This is a genomic window from Gracilibacillus sp. YIM 98692 (assembly GCF_010993965.1).
Lineage (GTDB): Bacteria > Bacillota > Bacilli > Bacillales > Amphibacillaceae > Gracilibacillus.
In genome coordinates, this window is the sequence record NZ_WIXM01000025.1 from 20,253 (window position 1) to 43,256 (window position 23,004).

Genomic DNA, 23,004 nt, shown 5'->3' on the forward strand with positions numbered 1-23,004 from the left:
TTCTATAAGAATGAGATTTTTCGATCATTTTTGTTTAGAATATGTTTTATCGGGTAAAACATATTTAGGAGACATGATACATAGATGGCATACATATAAGGAGTGAATGCAATGGAGATTTTAGGTTATCTTGCAGCAATAATAGCCGCGGTAGCTTTTGCTGTGTTAGTGGTATACCTAGTTAAAGTATTAAAAGAAACTAGGCGTACCATGTCACATGTAGCCGATACATTAGAAGGTCTGGAGAAACAAATGGAAGGAATAACGGTAGAGACAACAGCTTTGCTAAATAAAACGAACAAGCTTGCTGAAGATATTAATGATAAATCAACAAGACTTAACACATTGGTGGATGGTGTGAAGGATATTGGAGATAGCGTAAAAAATTTCACACAGTCCATACGTACTGTTTCTGAATCTGTTTCCACTGTTGCTGAGGAGAATAAAGAAACAACAGCACAAGCGGTTAAATGGAGCACTGTTTTTATGGAACTATTTAATAGAAATAAGAATAAATAATTTTTGAAATGGAGGAATGATCGATGAGTAATCAACAGGAAGAAAATCAAAATATTAATAGTAAGGACTTTTTAATTGGATCATTAATTGGTGGTATTGTTGGAGGTTCATTAGCATTGATTTTTGCACCAAAGTCTGGAAAAGAGTTAAGAGGAGATATTAATCAAGGTGCTCACTATGTGAGAGATCGCGCTAACGACTGGAAAGATATTGCCTATGAAAAAGGCAATGAATGGAGAGATTATGCAAAAGAGCAGTCTGGTCAAATTGGCCAAACTGTTTCAGAGAAGTCACAAGATTTAACTAGTAAATTAAGAGAAACCAAAGAAACTATTCAAGAAAAAATAAATAAAACAGAAGATCCAGAAAAAGCTGCAGAAGAAGTAGCACAAGCAATCGATGAAGCTGCTCGTGCGGTAGATCAAGACGAAGATAATGTAACAAATGTATAATAAGAAAGAGGGGCTGTTCTATATTTTAGAACAGTCCGTTTTACATTAACAAGGGAGGTTTTTTAAGGGTGGAAATTAAAACAATCAAGGATATTAAAGAATTTAAAGAATTAGAATATACACATGACTCACTTGTCGTTTTCAAACACAGCTTAACATGTCCCATTAGTGCAGCTGCAAATACTGAATTTGAAAACTTTAGTAAAAAGGTAGATTTACCATTATTCCGGTTATATGTGCAAGAAGCGAGAGATTTATCATCATATCTTGAAGAAAAATATAACGTGAGACATGAATCACCACAGGCACTAAAAATTGAAGAGGGAGCCGTTGTGTGGCATGCTTCTCATGGAGCAATCACAGAAGATAGCTTAAACGAAAATGTTTAAGGATTTCTTTGATGGAGTATAGCCACGGAGAAACATTCTCCGTGGTTATAGGATTTCCTATCAACGCGTCATCATTTGAAAGCTAGTGTTTCTCAGCGATGGATTCGAATGTTATTTCTATCGAATCATTAGGAAAAAGCTGATCAAAAAAGGTAACATCTTCTCCATTTCTAGTCATTTCTACTCTTCCTTTTACATTTTGAAGGTCTAGTGATATAAAACGGAATATGTCTTGAAAAATAAATGGGGATTCCTTTTCTTTTACTATTTGTAAGGAGTCTTGATGATAAATAGGATCATCTAATGATAATTTTTTACCATTTCTAAATACTGTTAAAATCGGCTTTGATAAAGTGAGCGGTTTTTGATTATAAGTAATATTTATTTTTATTTCATAATCTCTTTGTTCCATTTTTAATAGATCAAGAACTGTTGGTTGAAACCCGGATTCAATAGTTAGCTGATCACTGTTATTTAATATAGTGTGATCATTTATTATGTTTCCATTTCTCTTTAATGTTTGTGACCATTCTTGATAAGTAATGAGCTTGTCATTGGCATAAATGGAAAATGGCTGGTTCATATCTGTATTTACGTTGATAAAATCAAGAAAATCTCTCACATATATGTTTTTATTAAATGTAACATGATCCCCATCTTTTAGTAAATAGGCAGTAGGAACTTCATGGTTATTCACTTGAACAGTCGGATGCATAGCATATGTTGTATCATTTAATGAAATAGTTATCGGCGTTGTTTCACCAATGAATTCCTCAATAGTGTACTGAGGAGATTCGCCATCCTTCCCTTTTGTAACGTTTATCATATCCCCGTCCTTTACAACGGAATCAATGGTTACTGGCTCATCATTTAACGTAATATTAGGAGCTGTACCAAAACTACCTGGCAGTGTTACCTGCTGTCCATTAAAATGAATCATATAGGCCATTCCGGGACGTCCATAAAGCTTTTGAACTTCAATTCCTGCTGCTAATAAACTATCTCCCACTGTAAGTTGTTTCATTTCAAATAAACGTAATACACGACCGTTCACGATCACACTGAGATAGTGAACTGGATTTTGCTTGGCTGCAATGGCAATCCCGATTGGTGTGATGTATTCCGGTCCAATTGGCAATCCCTCTTGCTTTATAAGACCTTGAATGGCATCGACGCCACGAATAGCTACTCGATTAAAAGGTAAATGGAGTTTAAGTGCTAATCGTTTCGTTAATTCTGGTGTTTGACTGCCGCCACCGACAAGCATCACTGCTTTAGGAGCCAATCCGTTTAGCTCTATAATTTCCTCTGCAATCGCAGTTGCTAATTCATCAATGGTTGGCTTTATCTGACATACTAATTCGTCGTAAGGAACTTCCTGCTCAAAACCTAAAATGTCAGTGACAGTCGCTTTGTAATTGGTTGTGATCTCTTTTTTTAATTCTTCAGCTTGATTAAAATCTAGTAAATAATGATCACTAATGGCTTCCGTTATTTCATCTCCAGCTTTTGGAACCATTCCATATGCCGTAATGGTCCCTTCTGAAGTTAAGGCAATATCACTGGTGCCTGCTCCAATATCTACTAAAGCAACATTTAATCGTCTCATAGAGGCTGGAATAAGTATATGAATAGCGGCAATAGGTTCCAAAGTTAAAGCTTCTAGTTGTAAACCTGATCGTTTTAAAGCAGAAAGTAAAGATTCTACTACCACTTTTGGCAAGAATGTGGCAATGATTTCAACGCTAGCTTTATCTCCTTGTTGATCAATAAGTGATCCAATTTCCTCTTGATCTAACTGATAATGAAGAACAGAATACCCTACACAATAGTAATCAGTGCTATTTTCTTCAGAATCATCAGATGCTAAGTCAAATTGAGCTTTTTGTACAGCTTCTAGTTCCAAAAATCGAATATCTTCTTCATCCATTAAAGGTTGTTTCGTTATGTTTTTCGTGGCCTCTACTCTTTTTGTTTTTAGAGCACGTCCCGCTGCAGCGACGCATACTTTATGAAGTTCTATTTGGTGTTTTTCTTCTAAAAGCTTTTTCACTTGTTGAATGACACGAGAGACAGAAACTATATCATGAATTTGTCCATCAAGCATTGATCGTTCTTCGTGTTCCACTGTATAATGATCAAGTAATTTGTATTCATCACCATCTTTTTTCATCAATAAACCAACAACAGATCGAGTTCCAATATCTAGTGCAAATAAAAAATCTGACATATTGTGATTCCTTTCTACCATAAATTAAAAAATATTCTGTAAAATATTAATGCTAACTGGTGACAAGTCGAAAAATTTTAGCTATAATTATCTCTAATTATGTATATAGAAATTATAACATTCTTTATGCAATTTAAAATAGGAACAGGGGGATTTTACAATGAGTAATGAACAATTGGATCAACTTCGAGAAAAGCTTGACCAAGTCAATTTAGAAATTCTTGAATTAATTAATAAACGTGCGGAATTAGTTAAAGAAACTGGTCAAGTAAAAGAAAAGCAAGGTGCTAACAGAAGCTATGACCCAGTTCGCGAACGCGATATGTTAAACTTAATCACAAAGAACAACAATGGTCCATTTGAAAATTCTACTATTGTTCATTTGTTCAAAGAAATTTTTAAAGCAGGTTTAGAGTTGCAAGAAGATGATCATAGTAAAGCATTACTCGTATCGCGTAAGAAAAAACCAGATAATACTGTGATTGATATAAACGGAGATAAATTTGGAGATGGTGAACAACACTTTATTTTTGGTCCATGTGCGGTAGAAAGTTATGACCAAGTAGCAGAAGTAGCAAGTGCTATTAAGGATCAAGGTCTGAAACTTATCCGCGGAGGTGCGTTTAAACCAAGAACCTCTCCATACGATTTCCAAGGATTAGGATTTGAAGGTTTAGAAATCTTAAAGAAAGTCTCAGAAGAGTATGGACTTGCCGTTGTTAGTGAAATTGTAAATCCTGCACATATTGAAGAAGCAGTAGATTACATTGATGTGATTCAGATTGGTGCACGAAATATGCAAAACTTTGAATTGCTAAAAGCGGCAGGTGAGACAAATAAACCAGTATTGTTAAAACGAGGAATGTCTGCGACTATTTCTGACTTTATTAATGCAGCTGAGTACATTAATTCTAAAGGGAATGGCGACATTATTTTATGTGAACGTGGTATCAGAACATACGAAAAAGCAACGAGAAACACACTAGATATCACAGCAGTACCAATTTTAAAACAAGAAACTCACTTACCAGTTATGGTGGATGTGACACATTCAACAGGTAGAAGAGACTTACTCTTACCAGCAGCAAAAGCTGCATTGGCGATTGGAGCAGATGGTGTTATGGCTGAAGTACACCCTGACCCGGCTGTTGCCTTATCTGATTCAGCACAACAAATGGATATTCCTACTTTCCAAAACTTTATGAACGAATTATCGAAAAAATAACTCAAAAAAGCCTTGCATATGCATATGCAAGGCTTTTTTTTTATGTTAAAATGAAAACTCTATCGAAAAATGAAAATAAAATGAAAATAATATGTAAAATTTGTCTAATTTTTTGTTATACTATAAGTAAGATACATATCCCATATCAAGAAATGGGCAAAATAATGGAAAGATTGCAGAATTTGTCGTTGTAAAGAATGAAATCTGAAATAAAGCGTTTTTATGCATAATGGAGGTAGTTAAAAATGAATGTGACAATTTATGATGTAGCAAGAGAAGCAAATGTCTCGATGGCTACTGTATCAAGAGTTGTGAATGGAAATCCGAATGTAAAACCAACCACAAGAAAAAAAGTTTTAAACACGATTGAGCAGTTGGGATATCGACCTAACGCGGTTGCCCGAGGTTTAGCTAGTAAGAAAACGACGACAGTTGGGGTTATTATTCCTGATATATCTAGCATCTTCTTCTCAGAGCTAGCGAGAGGGATTGATGATATTGCTACTATGTATAATTACAATATCATCTTAAGTAACTCTGATCAGAATAAGGAAAAAGAACTTCGCCTTATTAACACCATGTTTGAAAAACAAGTGGACGGATTAGTTTATATGGGAGCTACCATTACAGAGGATCATGTGGATCAATTAAAAACATCACCAGTTCCTGTAGCTCTAGCGGCAACAGTTGATGGCTCCCAAACCATTCCATCTGTGAATATTAATTACGAAGAGGCCGCTTATGAAGCAACTTCTATTTTAATACAAAATGGTACTGAGCATCCAATTTTTGTAACAAGTGAAGAAGATTCAGATGTAAATGAACGAAAATTCGCTGGATATACACGTGCTATTAAAGAAAAAAATGATGAAGTTAATCAAGAGTATGTTATTCAAACAGATTCTTCATATGAAGCTGGAATTGAGGCAGCAAATCAAATCATAGAGAAAAAAGACTATCCAAAAGCTATATTTGTAGCGACAGATGAAATGGCGCTAGGTATTATACATGGTTTCCAGGATAAAGGTCTTCGTGTACCTGAAGATGTAGAAGTCTTTGGTTTTGACAATACAAGACTTGCTACGATGGTACGCCCAACATTAACAACTGTTGTACAGCCAATGTATGATATCGGAGCGGTTGCGATGCGTCTTTTAACAAAGTATATGAACAAAGAAACCGTAGAAGATCAAAATGTTGTTTTACCGCATCAAATTGTACAAAGAAACTCAACAAAATAAAAGGATTGTCCGATATTAAAACTAGGGTGTCTAAGCGCCCTAGTTTTCTTATACTATCAGAAAGTACAAAGTATTATGGTTGATAGTATAAGTAAAACTAAGGCTTTCGCCATTAAGACTTAGCGATAAGCCAAGTTTTTCTTTATTGCACGATAGATACGATTAGGGAGAGAGATTAGATGAAAAGAAGAGATTTTTTAACTCCTATAGGCATTACCGTAGGATTTTTAATGATTATGTTTGGAATTGTTAGCAGTGGAGGAATGGGTGGATTTGTCGGTTTTCTCCAAGGATCCTCTGTACTAATCGTGATTGGCGGTTTGCTCGCAGCGTTACTTGTTAACTTTAATGTTAAACATATAAAAACGACCAAACACGTCATTCAAGAAACTTTTAGACATGAGGATCATGATTTAGCTGAGTTAATTGATCTATTTGAGCATTTATCGGAGCGAGCAAGGCGAGAAGGATTACTGACATTAGAGAATGAATTAGAGGAAGTAGATGATCCTTTCATTAGAAAAGGAGTTTTACTTGCGATTGATGGTATTGAACCGGAAGTCATACATGATATTCTAAACGCGGAAATTGATGCAATGGAAGATCGACATTACCGCGGAAGGTTAATTATAGAAAAAGCAGGGGAATATGCTCCATCTTGGGGAATGATTGGTACATTAATTGGTTTAATATTAATGTTGCAAAATCTAGAGGACCCTACCACACTTGGACCAAGTATGGCCATTGCTTTGCTTACTACTTTCTATGGGTCTGTGTTAGCTAATCTAGTATTTATTCCAATGGCGGGCAAATTAGAAACAAAAACGAATGAAGAAATTTTTATGAAACAAGTAATCATTGAGGGCGTCATAGGTGTTCAATCAGGGCAAAATCCGAGGATATTAAAGGAAAAATTAAGTGCCTTTTTATCCAATAAGGTAAAGGACAAGAAAGAAGAGGAGAAAGGATCGGAGGATTCCGTATATGAGGCTTAGACGGAAAAAACGCCCTATTAAAAAAGGTGCTCCCAAATGGATGGCAACCTATTCAGATATGGTTACATTGGTCCTTGTTTTCTTTGTTTTATTATTTTCTATGTCCCAAATTGATGCACAAAAATTTAGAGCTATATCGGAAGCCTTCCGAAATGACAGTATATTTGAAGGGATGCCTTCTGTTATGTCTTCCGACAAATTAGAACAAGTAGATAAGAGTCGTGAACATAAAGATATAGAATCGGAACAAGATACTTTAGATGATTTATATGAAGAAGTGATCTCCTTTTTAAACCGAAATGAATTAAATGAGCATATTTCAGCAACAAGGACTAGTGAAGGGGTAGAATTAGTGTTGCAGGAAAATATTCTATTTAATACAGGAGAAGCAGAGATATTAGATTCTGCGAAGCCTTTTTTAGATAGAGTAGGAACACTACTTACCACTCTGTCAAATAAGGTAAGAGTAGAAGGTCATACAGATAATCGTCCGATCTCCAGTTACCGCTATCCATCAAATTGGGAATTATCAGGTGCACGTGCAAGCAGTGTCATTCGGTACATAATGTCTGCAGAATCACTTGACTCCTCTAGATTTATGGCAGCTGGCTATAGTGATACACAACCACTAGTTCCTAATAACTCTCGTGAAAATTGGAGCAAAAATAGAAGAGTCGAAATTATTATTTTAGAAAAAGGAAAACAAGAAGCAACATAATGGCAAATTAATTTCAAAAGTAACTTTCTTATAGAATCTTTTCATATGGTTTGTTGTTCTATGTCGCAGTTGAACCAAACTGCGCAATAGTGTGGGGCGAGAGTTTAAATGACGCTTCGGAAATATACTTCGCTTTCCGCGGGCAACGCTTCAGCTTCCTCGGAAGCAAAATACACTTCCTGCGGGATCTTCAGCCGTTGCTTTTCCCGCAGGAGTCTACGTATATTCCCTACGCTGTTAGGATGGTGAATTTTTTGTGCAAACGCATTATATATAAAAGCTACTAGAATTTTTTCTTACTAAATACGAAAACTCACACAAGCGAGCGTTTTTCCAAAGCGCCGGACTAGCACTCATCTAAGAAAGAATGTTAGAAAGTCATGATAGGATTACGTCGTAGTTTATGGATATTGTGAAAGAGGTTATTTTAAAAAGAACAGGCTTTTTATAAGATCATTACCTAGAATATAGGGACTTTTATAGGAAAAGCGGTATATTCTTGTAACGTATATGGTTAACATGTGTTTATAGCAGGTTATATAAAAACGATAAGGATTGTTGTGTCATAGATCGATTATTTGTTCTTATTTCTTCTCTGCGTGGAATAGAAGGGAAATTTTCTTCTTTATCATCCCATCTCTTGGGTAAAGCATCGTTTGTTTGCTTTTCCCATTTTTTTAACCACGTTTCAGGTAAAGGACCCTGAAAAGGTTGCCCATCTTTCATCACTTTCCATAATTGTGACCATGCTCTAGGTACTACTTTCCATATATTATATCCCCCACCGCCCGTAGCTACCCATTTTCCATCACAATAGTGATCTGCTAATTTTTTTATCAATACAGGTATTTGTTCATAAATTTTCATTGTACTATGTAAATGTGTAAGAGGATCCAAGATATGAGCATCAACACCATGCTGGCTAATGATGATATCCGGTTCAAAGTACTCCGCTATTAATGTTAACGATTCTGTGAATACTTCTAAAAAAGACTCATCTTCTGTATAGGCATCCAATGGGAAATTAAAGCTGTATCCATATCCAGCTTTTTTTCCTCTCTCATCGACTTTTCCTGTACCTGGGTATAAATATCTCCCTGTCTCATGAAAAGATACGGTACACACATTGGGATCATCGTAAAAGCAATGTTGGACGCCATCTCCATGATGCGCATCTGTATCAATGTACAAAATTTTATAAGGGTAATTTTTTCTGATTTGTTTAATAGCAACAGCTAAATCATTAAATATACAAAATCCAGCTGCATATCCAGGAAAACTATGGTGCAGTCCTCCTCCAAGGTTGATAGCTCGTTTTTTCTTTCCAGAGGCAACTAAGTCACAAGCATGAATGGTCCCCGCTGAAATGGCTTTGGAAGCATGATACATGTTAGAAAAGACAGGTGTATCGATACTTCCTATCCCGAAATTTTTTATATCAGGTATAGCTTTTTTGACTGCAGTTAAATATTCTTTTGTATGAATAGATGCTAATATGTCATCTGTTATAGGTTTAGGAGCAATTATTTCACCTTTACCTAGAGATTGCATCAATTCTAACAAATCTTTAGTAAGTACTAACCTTTTTTGATTAAATGGGTGTTGTGGGTGAAAAGCATAATCTAGAAAATCATCTGAATATATGAAAGCATTTACATTGTTTGGCATCATGATCCTCCTAAAACTTCTTTATAAAAATCGAATTTGATCAAACAAAGAAATATCTTCCTTGCTGACATATTTCCCTATTCGCATCATTAAGCAATTGGCAGGATGAGCCATGATTTCTGGATCGTTAGTTGGTGCTGGCTTTAGTCCTCCTGCATTCATCATTCTTTCCATTAGTTTGCGATAATCCCAGATACTTAGTTTGGAATGATGTATGTCCCAATGCCAATAATATTCCGTAGAGATGACGATATAGTGTTCCACGTTTGGGTCAGACATCGCTAATTGAATTAAACGACTGCCGATACCAGCTCCACGATAATCAGGTGCTATTTCTATCGCACCTAATTCTAAAAGGTTATCTTTCCTATATGTTGACCAGCGTTCAATTGGATCTGGGAATAGAAAAATAACATACCCTATGATTGTGTCCTCATCTAATGCTATGATGATTCTGGATTCAGCGTCTGTTGCAATATCTATTAGTGCTTCTAATTGTTTTAACGGTGGGCGAAATGCATCTAAATCATGATGTATTTTGTATTCATGAAGTTCTTTGGCGTGGACAGGTCCCTGGATGAGAAGCTTTTTGTTTTGAAATAGATGCTGTTTCTCTAAATAGGTTTTATGATGTATCAAAAACAAGGCCACCTTTCACGAAAGATGTTACTTCCAAGTATATCGAAGAATGCTGATTTTGAAAATCTATAGCATGGTAAAAAAGATGGAGCTGTCCCAAAAGTAAGTTTACTGTACACACAATTATAATAACTTCCTTTTCCTTGGTGTATGTTAGCAAACTAAACTTATGAGATAGCTCCTACTTTTTTTACTCTTAACTATTCATTTTCTGTATTCTCTTCATCGTTTGATTGTGTCTCGGTATTATCGTCATTAGAGTTACTATTTTGATCTTGGTCACTATTTGTGTTTTCTTCCGAATTATCTTCTGATGATGAATCTTCGGAGTTATTACTATTGTTATTTTCATTTTCATCTGCCTGTTCTTCTTGTTGGTCATCCTCCTGATTTTCTTGTTCCTTCTCAGGTTCTTCAGGTTCAGAGAAATCTCCCATAATTACTTCTGTGGAAGCTTTGGATTCTTGCCCAAAATAATCTACAGCGCGGACATGATAAACAGCTTCTCTGCTTGGTAACGTGTAGCTTAAATCAGTGGTGCTTCCGATACGTTGAAAATTATCATCGTCTGGATGACTAGAACGATATATTCGATATCCAACTACGTCTTGACTAGAAGAAGCATCCCAAGATAAATTTTGTTCGTTTAACGATACCGAAGTAGGCATAAGTGGATCTTCACCATCATTATTGATTTCATCTGTTTCAGGGAATTGGATATCACCCCATACTCCCGAATCAGATGGAATGAGTTGTTCAATATCAGAGAGTTTGTCATATCCCATATCTTCTAACCAGTCTGGGTTAAAGGCGACTCCATCTCCTTCAGTAAATTCCTTTGGTGTATCAGTACCAGCAATCACTGCTTTGTCACCAACCATCACGTACGTTTCTTCTACTAAACTGTCATCACGTTTAGTTGGTACGTAATTCGCATTGTAAATATCAGTTTGAACTAATCCTAACTCACTGCATAAGTCTGATGGTAACATACCAGATGTGGTACAATACGTTCTAGACACTATTCCACCAGGACGTTCAAATGATTGAGATGGAGCCATTAATTCTGGTCTAATTTCTGTAGCGGCATTGACTAGCTGAGCCCAAAATACATTGTTTCTGGCACTATAACCGCTATCTAATTGTTGATTGTAGTCATAACCCATCCAGCTTCCTAAAGTAACATTAGGGTTAGTCGCAACAAACCAAGTATCACGAAAGTCGTTAGATGTTCCAGTTTTACCAGCCCAGTCTACGCTTTTATTATTCAAATTAGCTCTTGCGGCTGTCCCAGTACCTCTAGTTAATACATCTCTCATCATATCGATCATGAGATAGTTAGTTTGTGGACTGAAAACATCCTCTGTTGTTTCACTTTGATGTTCGTAAATCACTTCTCCATCATTTGTTTCAATTTTCTCAATCATATACCCATTAACAAAGTCACCGCCGTTGCCAAAAGTCGCATAAGCATTTGTATTTTCCTCAACGGTTACTCCTCTATAAGAGCTTCCTAATGCTAAGGATAAGTTGGCATAGTCATTGTGTGCTGGGTCATCAGATAAATGATCAAATCCCATTTTATCTAGAAATTGTTGTGCCGGGTTTTGACCGAGTATATCCTTATATACTTGCAACGCTGATACGTTGTGTGATTTATATAAAGCCTCTCGAGCCGATACTAGTCCATAATATCTCCCTGTATAATTAGTTGGCGGTCGATTATATCCATAGGAAGAAAAATCTTCCTCTACGTCAGCAATCACAGATCCAGGTTGCACTTGCCCGAGTTCCATTGCAGGTGCATATACGGCTAATGGTTTCATTGTACTACCATTATGTCTCGGAACAGATGTAGCGTGATTTTGTTGCGAGGTATTATAATCTCTTCCCGCGACAAAACTAATAATCTTCCCCGTAGAATTTTCTAGTAAAACACTTCCCGCTTGGACGGGTACTACCAATGGTTCTAACTCACCGGTTTCTGGGTTTTCTACTCGAATGACTTCTCCCGTTCTTTCATTTCTTGCTACTTTGTCTCTTCCGTAGTTGCTATATTCTTTAGCAATCTTTTGGAAAGCATCGTAGACTTCCTTATCAATGGTAGAATGAATTCTATATCCATTACTTTCTAAAGCGCGATTAGCAAGAATGTGATATTCTTCTTCTAGAATATCACTATTGTTTAAATCTTCTTCTGTATATCCATCTTGCTCAGCTAATACATTGACTAAGATATCCGTCGCACGGTCTTTCAATTCATTCATAAGAAACGGGTATTCCTCTAAAACAGATGGTTCTCTAGGCTTAAAGTCTGATACAATGTCATAGTCAAGGGCTTCTTGATATTCATTGTCGGTAATATAACTTTCCTCATGCATTCTTGCTAAGACGGATTTCATTCGGTTTAATCCAGGTTGTAAGCCTTCTTCGCTCTTTAGCCCCCCTCCATTATTGAATGGGGTATAGTATGAAGGGCTTTGAGGTAAACCAGCAATAAAGGCAGCTTGAGCTATGTTTAATTCATTTGCTTTTAAACCAAAAATACCTTCTGCTGCTGTTTGGATACCAGCGATATTCTGACCAGATGAGTTTCGGCCAAATGGGACGATATTTAAATACGCCTCTAAAATTTCATCTTTATCAAAGTACCTCTCTAATCGTAAGGCTAGGAGCATTTCTTTTGCTTTACGCTCAAAAGATACTTCATTCGTTAAAATTTGATTTTTTATTAATTGCTGTGTTAATGTACTACCACCAGTTTTGTTGGCAGCGTTGGTGACCTCTTGAAATACTGCCCGAAAAATGGCTTTTGGTACAATACCATTATGTGTTTCAAAATATTCGTCTTCTGTCGCAATCACGGCATTTCTTACATTTTCTCCGACTTGGGTTAATCCAATTTCATCTCTTAGCAGGTCTGTACTAATTTCGGCAAGAAATTGATCGTTCGCAAAATACATTTCTGATGTTTCTTCATAGCTGTAAATAGCACTAGCCATTTCTTCTTCTGATTGAACACTTTCATCGTCGACTAGTGATGCAAAATAACCGGCACCAAGTCCTCCTAAGAAAAAAGCACCAACGATGGCTATCGTTATAAAAAATAATACGATATTCCAAATAATGTGATAACCAATTCTAGTAGATGTTTGAATCGTTTGCTTCTGCCAAATATTTTTTATGTTATTCCACGATTTTAGTAAAAAGTCCTTTATCTCCATTGTTAAAACCTCCTGTTTCTCCAATCCATATTATAGCATAATCGTCAACTTAAATTGATATTATTGAATGAAATTTACATTGCATTTTATATTAATTTATGCTAAAACTAAAATAACAATAAAAGATACAAGAGCGTTGAAAGATTGCAGTAATTTCTTGATTCCCTATTTTTAGAGAGCTGGCGGTTGGTGAGAGCTAGTATATAATCAAGAGATGAATTACGATCAGGAGCTTCTTCATGAAAATGAAGACGGTGTGGTCTACATCGTTATTTCCTTAAGTGGCAATGATGAATTGCAACAAGGGTGGTACCACGAGCAACTCGTCCCTTTTCTAGGGAGGAGTTTTTTTTATACTATCAGAAAGTATAAAAATTTATTGTTGATAGTATAAGAAAACTAAGGCTTTCGCCAGTAATTGGCGATAAGCCAAGTTTTTCTTTATGTTTCTATTAACTAAAACAAAAGAGGAGTGTGAATATAAATGCACATTTTAGATGAGTTACAAAAACGTGATCTGATTCAACAAACCACTGATGATGAAGGGTTAAGAAAGCATTTGGAGGAAAATGTTGTTACTCTATATTGTGGATTTGATCCAACAGCGGACAGCTTACATATCGGTCATTTATTGCCGATTCTTATGTTAAAGAGATTTCAAAAAGCAGGCCACCGTCCAATTGCTTTAATTGGCGGCGGGACAGGTATGATTGGTGACCCAAGTGGAAGATCAACCGAAAGATCTTTAAATAGTGCAGAGGTTGTAAAAGGGTATAGTGATAGTATTGCCCAACAACTAGCGAAAATTATCGAGTTTGATAAAGGAGAAAACAGTGCTGTAGCAAGGAATAACCATGAATGGTTATCTTCTATCACTTTAATTGAGTTTTTAAGAGATATTGGAAAACATTTCAGCGTGAATTACATGCTTGCAAAAGATTCCGTAGAGTCAAGGTTAGAAAATGGGATTTCATTTACGGAATTTAGTTATATGATTATGCAGTCGATTGACTTTGAAAAGCTTTATAAAGAGGAAAACTGTACGTTACAAATTGGTGGAAGTGATCAATGGGGAAATATAACGGCTGGTAAGGAATATATTCGCAGAAGGAATTCTCAAGAAAATGGGGAAGAAGCAGAGGTATTCGGCTTAACGGTACCACTGATCACTAAAAGTGATGGTACGAAATTTGGAAAAACTGCAGGTGGTGCAGTATGGCTTGACCCTGAAAAAACAACTCCTTATGAATTTTATCAGTTCTGGATTAATACAGATGACCGTGATGTCATTCGATTTATGAAGTATTTCACTTTCTTGGATTTAGGAGAAATTGAAGAATTAGAAAAAGAATTAGAAACTGCTCCAGAAAAACGTATCCCTCATAAACGGTTAGCGGAAGAGATGACGAAATTGATTCATGGAGAAGAAGCTTTACAGCAAGCTCAAAAAATAACAGAAGCTTTATTTAGTGGAGAATTAAACAGTTTAAATGCAGATGAAATTGAGCAAGGTTTTAAAGATGTACCGTCTGTCACCATTGAAGATAAAGAATTAAGTTTAGTCGACTTGTTGGTAAATGCTAAGATATCTTCTTCGAAACGACAAGCTCGAGAGGATATTAAGAACGGTGCGATTTATATTAATGGTGAACGAAATCAAGAATTGACTTACCAAATGTCTGAAGCAGATCGTATCGAAGATCGCTTTACTATCATTAGAAGAGGAAAGAAAAAATATTTCCTTATTCGCTATCAGTAATTTGGTTAGAAGTATCTGTCCCTAAAAATCAGCTCACTGTACACGCAACTGGAATATACTCGCTTTCCCGCACGAGTCTCGTATATTCCAGTTGCTGACACTGAGTACATTTGTAAACTTACCAAATAAAACACTCCTTTTGCTTTGTATTCCTTATCGAAACAAGTCATCTTTCCAAACGAGCCAAAAAGTAAATATAATGGATAATACAAGGGTAATAACAGGTGCATAAAAGTAAATAAAGGCATCCATCTTGCTTTCCTCCTTATTTTAATTTTCCCTGTACATAGTCTTTATTAAATAAGAACAAACGAAGTAACAGGTATAATGATGGGAGTAATAAACAAATCCCTGCTGTAAATGCTACAATAAGTGCTACAGCCATTCCTTGACTTGTTAAACTTTCTGTTATCGTTAAATAAGGGTATAACAAATAAGGATAATGGGAAAAGCCATATGCAAAAAAAGCAATGAAAAACTGCATAACTAAAGCAAGAAAGGCAAACCCATAATTTTTCCTGCTCCATAGTAAGTATACAGTACAGATGAAAAATAGAGCTGATAATCCGAACATCCACCATAGATTTAATATATTTTGAAAATGTAATGGATTATGAGTACGGAGTTCAACGATAATACCTGTGGCAGTCACAATGGCAGGTACAGACCAAATTAAAGCATAACGTCGCATTAACTCCGTTGCTCTTGAATCATTTGCTTTATGCGCATACCATGTCAGGAAGACAGCTGATATATATAGGACAGATGTTAAACTTAGAATAACAATGCTCCATGTCAGAGGAGAGGTAAATAAAGCCCAATAATCTAATGATAAGCTATTACCCTGTTCATAGATAAAACCACCTTCCGAGATAGTTAAAACAGTAGATAAGGAAGCAGGTATTAGCAAACCAGAAATTCCATATAAATAAGTCCACATATTTTTATCTAATTTCCCATATGTCGTAAAGGCATAGTATGATCCCCGAATCGCAAGTAAAACAATCGAAATGTGAATAGGTACAAGTAGTACCGTTCCATAATAATAAGCGGTCTTAGGAAAGAAGCCAACCATTCCAACAAAGAAGAAAACGAGAAAGACATTCGTTACCTCCCAAACAGGCGACAAATACCTTTTAATAATTCTGCTTATAATATGATTTTTTCTTACAAAAACACTGTATGCATTGAAAAATCCTGCTCCAAAATCAATCGAAGCAATGATCACATAACCAAAAAGAAAGAACCAGAGAACAGATATTCCAATGAGTTCATAGGGCATTAGTAGATACTCCCTTCTGTTTGACGTTCTTTTAATTCCCGTTCAATAGGATTATTTTTAAACATTCTTGTGAGTACAATAATGCTGGCAACTCCTAGGATGATATATAACCCTACGAATAAATAAAGCATCAAGTCTACTTGATTACTGGTAGTAGCAGCATCTTCTGTTCTTAGAATCCCACGTAGAACCCACGGTTGTCTCCCGACCTCTGCTAACCACCAACCGGCTTCAATCGCAATCATCGACAGAGGGCCTGTAGCCGCGATAAGCCATAAAAACTTACGGTTGAACACAAATTTTCTCCTTAACCAAGCACCTATGAGGAAAATAAGCCCGATGAGAGTGACGCCCATTCCGATCATCACCATGATATTAAACATATAATGAATATAAAGAGGGGGTGTTTCATCATCTGGAATTTGATCTAAACCTATAACTTCCGCATTGGGATAGCCATGTGCGAGAATACTTAGTGCGTATGGAAGTTCTAGAGAGTATTTAATTTCCTCTTCATCCGTAAGTATTCCAAATAAAGTTAAAGGGGCATTTTCTTCTGTTTCAAAATGCCATTCCATTGCTGCTAATTTTTCAGGTTGGTATTCGGCTAGAAATTTGCCTGAAAAATCTCCGATAATGGCAGCGGCAATAGAAAAAATCAGTCCAACTTTTATGGTTAAATACAATGCTTTTTTGTGATAAACATGATTAGAACCTTGTAATATTCGGAATGCACCAATGGAGGCCAACACAAATGCCGATGTCATATAAGCTGTAACGACAACATGGGTTACTTTTGTTGGCATAGATGGATTAAACATTGCTTTTAATGGTTCTACATTCATCAATTGTCCATTAATCAGGTCAAAACCTTGAGGTGTATTCATGAAAGAGTTCATCATTGTAATAAAGACAGCCGAAAAAGATGCTCCAATCGCTACAGGTACTAGTAATAACATGTGCTTTCTTTGGTCTTCAAAACGGTCCCAAGTATATAAATAAATCCCTAAAAATATTGCTTCAAAGAAAAAGGCGAAAGTTTCCATAAACATTGGCAAGGCAATAGAGTTACCAGCAAGCTCCATGAATGTAGGCCAAAGCAAATTTAATTGTAAACCGATCGCAGTTCCCGTTACAACCCCTACAGCTACGGTAATCACATATCCTCTTGTCCATCGTCTTGCCAGTAAAATATAGTGCTCGTCTTGTTTTTTTATTCCCATCCATTGAGCAAGCAAAATGAGTAAAGGTATACCAACTCCAATAGTTGCGTATATAATGTGAAAGGATAACGTCAATTCTGTTAATAACCGGCTATAAAACACAGACTGCTCTGTATCCATATGTATGTCTCCTTTTTTTCTGTATCAGAATTTATATCGTGTTACAAATGAAGAGAATCCGACGTAGATTCCACGAATAGGAAGATAGATAAGGTCAACTACGTCTCTAACTTCGCCAAAGACTCGTTGGTCGACAAGTTTTCTTTACGATAAAATTCGCCCCAGAAGAGCAACACCTAATACAATGACTATGATTGCCATTAAAATAATTAACCAACGTTCTTGTTTTCGGTACATGAACAAACCTCCACAACTTATTCACCATAACGATAGTGGGCAAAAGGGCACAGGTACCTACACTATTTTATTCGCATCGGTGAGATTTATACGAGAGTATCCTATTGTATATATTGACAAATAAAAAAAGCCTTAAACACCATTGTAAATAAAAATAGTGTTTAAGGCTTTTTGTTTGGTTAAAACGATTAACGAGAGTAGTACTCAATTACTTCAGAACCCTTGATAAATAAAGGACTAGAACACTTTTTCTAAAAAGGTGCCCCATTTTTTGCCCCAGCTGATTTCATTTTATCAGTAAAAGTAGAAACTGTCTTTTCTTCGTTCTCCTTAATGGTGTGTCCATAGATATCCATAATCATTGCTGGGGTGTTACCCAGCCGTTCGGCAATATATTTAATACCCACATTCTCATTTAATAATATTGTGGCATGCGTATGTCTTAAACCATGGGGAGTTATTCTTTTAATTCCACTTTTCTTTAGCACTCTTCTTAAACAATAAAGGATAACAGAATCAGTAATAGGTTTCCCAGTTTGATAAGACAGGAACATAAAATTATCTTGTTTCAGATGCTTACCAAAGCACAATAATGTTTCCTTACACCATTTTTGGTAATTTGCTAATTGATTAAGAAGTATATCGTCGATAAGTATCGTTCTATAACTATTTTTGGTTTTTGGTGGTCTTGCTCCTTTATTATCTCTTGTTAATTCAATAGTCAGACTTTTATTTTCAAAATCAATGTTCTTCCATTTAAGTCCACAAGCTTCACCACGCCTTACCCCTGTATAAGCAAGAAGTAATACTAATGTATAGTTCGTAATATTTTCATATTTTTTAGTTGTTTCAAGGAGTATGTTAAGTTCCTCTGCTGTTAAGAAATTTCCATCTATTTTATCAACTGTTTCTTCGATATCCTGTATAGTAATTTTATTGAACCGATTTCTATTTAATATCTCATTGTCAACGGCAGAGTTTATAGCAACCTTGAAGATTCGATGGAAAAGCTTTACAGTGCTTGGTTTATACTTCTTTAAAAGAGTATTGATAAAAACTCTTTTATATGTTGTTTTATCTAACTCTTGTAGCTTATATTTTCCCAAAAGTGGATTAAACACATTTCTAATTGCCATTTCACGTTGCCTTAGGGTTGTTACTTTCCAGTCGCTTTTATGTGTTTCGTACCAAATGTCCAACCATTCACTGATAGTTAATTTAGATTTTTCAACTTTCTTAATATCACCATTAGCAATTGAAGTTTTAATTTCAAGTAATGCACGATAAGCTTCATTTTCAGTTCTAAATCCTTGCCTTCTGACTTCTTTTCGATTATCAAGAGAGTCATAATATTTGTAGCGAAAATTCCACAGCTCTTTTCCTTTACCATTTAAGTACGATTTTATTAATGGATCTTTTTTAGATACTTTATTTTTATACATTATACCAACACCCTTTCAGCTAATTGCGGACAGATGCTGAAGGGTTATCTTGTTATTCAGTTGAGTTTATATATATTTCAATCCATTCCCTAACAAAATCCTTAAGCTCTTTATGAATATAGTCTTCTATATAAGAAGGAAAATTAGTGTTCTTTAAGAAATGTTTAAACTTTATTGATGGTATAAGATCAATTATTTTATAACTACTTATTTCAAATTCGTGGAAAAACGTACACTCAATTTTAAAATGAAAATTATGATTTTTCCCATCAATCATAAGTAAACAATTTAACGTCAAATCTAATAAGTCTTCAATTGTTTTTTCTTCATTTGATAATTCCATTATAGAAGAGTCTATCTCCTCAAACTTTAATTCAATATCATGCATAACTAAAAGATCGCCAGGTTTACAATTTAGCAACTTACAAAGAATTACTAGTGTGTCAAATTGTATTCCGTTACTGTAATGGTTGATTAAATTACTGATAGTAGTTCGAGAAAGAGAGGTACTTTCTTGGATTTTTTTTATGTTTAAATTTTTTTCAACCATTTTATCGTTGAGGGTGCAAAATATCTTTTCCAAATGGTCACCTCCTTAAAACTGTTTATTTACAACCATTATATTGGTTATTTTGAAAAAGTTCAATATATTTATTGACATATACAAGACTATGGATTATATTTACTTCATAACCAATAAGGTGGTTATAAATTAAATAACCAATAAAAAGAGAGGTGAGGTGATATTTATGGCTATTACAAATGTAAAGTTAGACGTTGATACTAAAGAAGTAAAAGATTACATCGTGAGAAAATTAGAAAAAAATTTTGATGAATTGTTATTTACTTGGGATTTGGATGAAATGGTAAAAAGAACATGTATGAGTAAGTCCTTTCTAGAAAAAGAATTTTTGCAAGATCCTAGAATGAAGTTAATTGAAAGAAGAAAAGAAAAAGGTAAACGTTTCTGGTTTTTCAGTGAAAGTATTGAAGTTATGAAAGAAATTATGAATGAGTGGTAAAAATGCGGACAGATGCTGAACTGAAATAAATTATAAAGTGTAGAGATCTGATTATGATCGGAGGTGAAAATATAGAACTTACTATGAAGCAAGAAAAAAAATTGACTTATGACCGTTATATTCATATTACTGAATATAAATCCATTTTCAACACAACTTCTTTTACTAAAGAGGTGACATATGGACAATTTATAAACAAGTTCATTAAACCAAAGATCACTAATACAAAAGGTGGAGCTGGTTGCTTTATAGGTGGAAAGGTGATTGGAAGTCGTACTAATAAAAATGTAATTTCAAGAAGTTTGGTAACACTAGACATTGATAATCAAGTTACTGCAGATGGAGAGTTAGTTACTGAATGGATAAAGAAAAATTTAAAACGCTGTTTCAAAAACAGTTATGTTATTTATTCAACTCATAATAGTACAGTAGAAAATCCAAGATATAGATTAATAATTCCCTTAGCAAAAGACGTAGATTCCATTACCTTTCAGCTAATAAGTAAATTTGTTGTGGAAGAAATATTAAGGATTGATGTTGATGTATCAAGCTTCAAACCCAGTCAAGCAATGTATTATCCTACTTGTGTTGATGGTGAAAATTATGAATTCTATTGTCAAGATACAGGTATGGTTAATCCTGAAGATTTAATGGAGGAAATAACCAGTTCTAGGAAAAGGTATTTTAAAAAAGGAGATCCTCGAAAAAAGAAAAATTGGATAGGTGCTTGGTGTAACGTTTATAGTGTAATAGATGTTTTAAAAAAATTTTTATCAGATACTTACAAGCCAGTTAGTCAAAATCGATACACTTATACTAAAGGAAGTTCTGAAGGGGGGCTAGTTGTTTATGATAATCAAACCTTCATTTACAGCTTTCATGCATCTGATCCTATTTCTGGTAAGTGTTTAAATGCATTTGATTTATTAAGATTAACTCGGTTCGGAGATTTAGATAAAGGTTATAGTAAACAGACTCCAATACATGAGCGACCATCTTATTTGAAAATGATTGAACTTTGCAAGACTGATAGTAGAGTTTTAGATTTTTATAGCAAACTTAAAAATAAGAAAAGTAAAGTTTCTTGGGAAAAGACATTGGAGCTTGACCAGCGGGGGAACTATAAAAACTCAAGGTTAAATATGTTAAGAATATTAAAAAAGGACAAAAATTTAAAAGATATTGGTAGACTAAATGAATTTTCGGGTGAAAACGAGATTTATAAAAAGCCACCATGGAGAAAAAACAGTGATCATAATTTTCAATGGGCTGAAACTGATGAAGCTCAGCTAAGAAACTATTTTGCTTTAAATTATGGAATTGAACATAAAAATAGATTGAATGACTGCCTAACACAGGTATTTTATGAAAATTCTTATCACCCAATTAAGGAATATTTAAGCAGATTAAAGTGGGATGGAAAACCAAGATTGGATACAGTTTTTATTGATTATTTAGGTGCTAAAGATAATCTGTATTCAAGAACAGTTACTAAAAAAATGTTAGTAGCAGCAGTCGCTAGAATATTTAAACCAGGTATTAAATTTGATTATGCATTGGTATTGATTGGTGCTCAAGGTATTAATAAAAGTCTAATATTAAAAAAATTAGGACGAAATTGGTTTAATGAAAGTTTAAGCTCTTTTAAAGGGGATGACGCTTTTATCAAAATAAGAGCTAGCTGGATAGTTGAATTAGCTGAACTATCAGCCTTGAAAAATTCGGAACTTGAAGAAGCTAAATCATTTATTAGTGCACAAGAAGATATTTATAGGCCAAAATATCAAAAAAATGTACAAAGGTTTCCTCGCCAATGTGTTTTCTTTGGGACTACTAACAATGTTGAATTTTTAAATGATATAACTGGCGGAAGAAGGTTTTGGCCTTTAACTGTAAAAATCCATGCTAGAAAATTCGATCCGCATTCTGATCTAACAGATGAAATAATCGATCAAATATGGGCTGAAGCTTATTTCTATTATAAAAAAGGTGAGAAATTATATTTAGATAATGAAGAAGTTGTAAAAGAAGCTTTAGATTTGCAAGAAGAACATACCACAGAGAATGGGATGATGGGCATAGTTGAGGAGTATATTTCAAATAAAAATTTTATTTGTGCTAGAGAGATTTGGAATGAATGCTTAAATTATTCAAAAGAACCAACTAAAAAAGATATTAGAGAGATAAATGATATGTTAAGAAAATTTGGTTGGACTGAATATAGAGGTTCCTTTAAAAATTATGGACTACAAAGAGGTTTTAAAAGAAACTAAAAATGTCAAATTGTCAAGAGAATGTCATGAAAATGTCAACCTTTAAAAGCCTTACCACTACGGGATTTGTGAAGGATTTTTGACATTATGACATAATAAAATAAAAAAAGTTTTTCAAAAGTATTGGATTGATTGGAGAAAAAACTGAAAAAATTTAATAGGGAATAATGTCAATTTGTCAATAAATGAGCTGGAAACGTTGATAAATCAAGCTTTTACACCTTGACATTCCTTGCTTTGAAAATGTCAAAAAAAAAGATCTTACGAATTTTTTCGCAAGATCAGTACGCTCACAAAAATTTTAACATAGTTTGTTTAAATTGAAAACTATTAAAGAAGCAGTATA

General features: G+C 34.7%; 19 protein-coding genes and 1 other annotated feature. Of the genes, 10 read left to right on the forward strand and 9 right to left on the reverse strand.

Annotated elements, in window-relative coordinates; all coding sequences use genetic code 11:
* The first annotated feature begins 111 nt into the window (after nt 1-111).
* The 3 genes from GHD00_RS16255 to ytxJ all read left to right on the forward strand — a co-directional run bounded on the left by GHD00_RS16255 (nt 112) and on the right by ytxJ (nt 1,360).
* Nucleotides 112-519, forward strand: a complete 408-nt coding sequence (locus tag GHD00_RS16255; RefSeq protein WP_163539213.1) for a DUF948 domain-containing protein — start codon at nt 112-114, stop codon at nt 517-519.
* Nucleotides 520-542: 23 nt separating this feature from the next.
* The gene (locus GHD00_RS16260) at nt 543-971 is read left to right on the forward strand and encodes a YtxH domain-containing protein (protein WP_163539214.1); all 429 of its coding nucleotides are present in this window, start codon (nt 543-545) and stop codon (nt 969-971) included.
* Nucleotides 972-1,039: 68 nt separating this feature from the next.
* Nucleotides 1,040-1,360 (forward strand): bacillithiol system redox-active protein YtxJ, encoded by a 321-nt coding sequence (gene ytxJ, locus GHD00_RS16265; protein ID WP_163539215.1) that lies wholly within the window; start codon nt 1,040-1,042, stop codon nt 1,358-1,360.
* 82 nt (nt 1,361-1,442) lie between these two features.
* Here ytxJ and GHD00_RS16270 read toward each other — a convergent pair whose 3' ends face one another.
* A complete protein-coding gene (locus tag GHD00_RS16270; RefSeq protein ID WP_163539216.1) occupies nt 1,443-3,590 on the reverse strand; it encodes a cell division protein FtsA in 2,148 nt (715 codons plus the stop codon).
* Between the two features lie 160 nt (nt 3,591-3,750).
* On the opposite strand from GHD00_RS16270, the gene GHD00_RS16275 reads away from it, so the two are divergent.
* The 4 genes from GHD00_RS16275 (at nt 3,751) to motS (ending at nt 7,769) form a co-directional block, all read left to right on the forward strand.
* On the forward strand, nt 3,751-4,815 hold the full coding sequence (locus GHD00_RS16275) for a bifunctional 3-deoxy-7-phosphoheptulonate synthase/chorismate mutase (RefSeq protein ID WP_163539217.1): 1,065 nt from the start codon (nt 3,751-3,753) through the stop codon (nt 4,813-4,815).
* Nucleotides 4,816-5,060: 245 nt separating this feature from the next.
* A complete protein-coding gene (gene ccpA, locus GHD00_RS16280) occupies nt 5,061-6,056 on the forward strand; it encodes a catabolite control protein A (protein WP_163539218.1) in 996 nt (331 codons plus the stop codon).
* Nucleotides 6,057-6,235: 179 nt separating this feature from the next.
* The gene (gene motP, locus GHD00_RS16285) at nt 6,236-7,051 is read left to right on the forward strand and encodes a flagellar motor protein MotP (RefSeq protein WP_163539219.1); all 816 of its coding nucleotides are present in this window, start codon (nt 6,236-6,238) and stop codon (nt 7,049-7,051) included.
* The gene (gene motS, locus GHD00_RS16290; RefSeq protein WP_163539220.1) at nt 7,041-7,769 is read left to right on the forward strand and encodes a flagellar motor protein MotS; all 729 of its coding nucleotides are present in this window, start codon (nt 7,041-7,043) and stop codon (nt 7,767-7,769) included. The genes motP and motS overlap by 11 nt, the downstream gene beginning before the upstream one ends.
* A 525-nt stretch (nt 7,770-8,294) precedes the next feature.
* Here motS and GHD00_RS16295 read toward each other — a convergent pair.
* From GHD00_RS16295 to GHD00_RS16305, 3 genes are all read right to left on the reverse strand, one after another.
* Nucleotides 8,295-9,437: an acetoin utilization protein AcuC gene (locus GHD00_RS16295; protein ID WP_163539221.1), complete on the reverse strand. Its 1,143-nt coding sequence runs from the start codon at nt 9,435-9,437 to the stop codon at nt 8,295-8,297.
* 21 nt (nt 9,438-9,458) lie between these two features.
* Nucleotides 9,459-10,076, reverse strand: coding sequence for a GNAT family N-acetyltransferase (locus GHD00_RS16300; RefSeq protein ID WP_163539222.1), 618 nt, complete (start codon nt 10,074-10,076; stop codon nt 9,459-9,461).
* 200 nt (nt 10,077-10,276) lie between these two features.
* Entirely contained in the window at nt 10,277-13,300 is a 3,024-nt protein-coding gene (locus GHD00_RS16305; protein ID WP_163539223.1) for a transglycosylase domain-containing protein, read from the reverse strand.
* A gap of 127 nt (nt 13,301-13,427) precedes the next feature.
* Nucleotides 13,428-13,634: a binding site (T-box leader), on the forward strand.
* Nucleotides 13,635-13,784: 150 nt separating this feature from the next.
* On the opposite strand from GHD00_RS16305, the gene tyrS reads away from it, so the two are divergent.
* Nucleotides 13,785-15,059, forward strand: a complete 1,275-nt coding sequence (tyrS, locus tag GHD00_RS16310) for a tyrosine--tRNA ligase (RefSeq protein WP_163539224.1) — start codon at nt 13,785-13,787, stop codon at nt 15,057-15,059.
* Between the two features lie 153 nt (nt 15,060-15,212).
* Here tyrS and cydS read toward each other — a convergent pair whose 3' ends face one another.
* From cydS to GHD00_RS16330, 5 genes are all read right to left on the reverse strand, one after another.
* Nucleotides 15,213-15,311: a cytochrome bd oxidase small subunit CydS family protein gene (gene cydS, locus GHD00_RS21490; protein WP_481810397.1), complete on the reverse strand. Its 99-nt coding sequence runs from the start codon at nt 15,309-15,311 to the stop codon at nt 15,213-15,215.
* A gap of 13 nt (nt 15,312-15,324) precedes the next feature.
* Nucleotides 15,325-16,341 carry a cytochrome d ubiquinol oxidase subunit II gene (locus tag GHD00_RS16315; protein ID WP_163539225.1) on the reverse strand — a complete coding sequence of 339 codons (1,017 nt, stop codon included), beginning with the start codon at nt 16,339-16,341 and terminating at the stop codon, nt 15,325-15,327.
* Nucleotides 16,341-17,684 carry a cytochrome ubiquinol oxidase subunit I gene (locus tag GHD00_RS16320; RefSeq protein WP_163539226.1) on the reverse strand — a complete coding sequence of 448 codons (1,344 nt, stop codon included), beginning with the start codon at nt 17,682-17,684 and terminating at the stop codon, nt 16,341-16,343. Before GHD00_RS16320 ends, GHD00_RS16315 begins: the two co-directional genes overlap by 1 nt.
* Before the next feature lie 488 nt (nt 17,685-18,172).
* Nucleotides 18,173-19,363 (reverse strand): tyrosine-type recombinase/integrase, encoded by a 1,191-nt coding sequence (locus GHD00_RS16325; protein WP_163539227.1) that lies wholly within the window; start codon nt 19,361-19,363, stop codon nt 18,173-18,175.
* A 52-nt stretch (nt 19,364-19,415) separates the two neighbouring features.
* Entirely contained in the window at nt 19,416-19,946 is a 531-nt protein-coding gene (locus tag GHD00_RS16330; protein WP_163539228.1) for a helix-turn-helix domain-containing protein, read from the reverse strand.
* A 166-nt stretch (nt 19,947-20,112) separates the two neighbouring features.
* On the opposite strand from GHD00_RS16330, the gene GHD00_RS16335 reads away from it, so the two are divergent.
* Both GHD00_RS16335 and GHD00_RS16340 read left to right on the forward strand, forming a co-directional pair.
* Entirely contained in the window at nt 20,113-20,385 is a 273-nt protein-coding gene (locus GHD00_RS16335; RefSeq protein WP_163539193.1) for a hypothetical protein, read from the forward strand.
* 53 nt (nt 20,386-20,438) lie between these two features.
* On the forward strand, nt 20,439-22,658 hold the full coding sequence (locus GHD00_RS16340; RefSeq protein ID WP_163539229.1) for a virulence-associated E family protein: 2,220 nt from the start codon (nt 20,439-20,441) through the stop codon (nt 22,656-22,658).
* Nucleotides 22,659-23,004 lie beyond the last annotated feature (346 nt).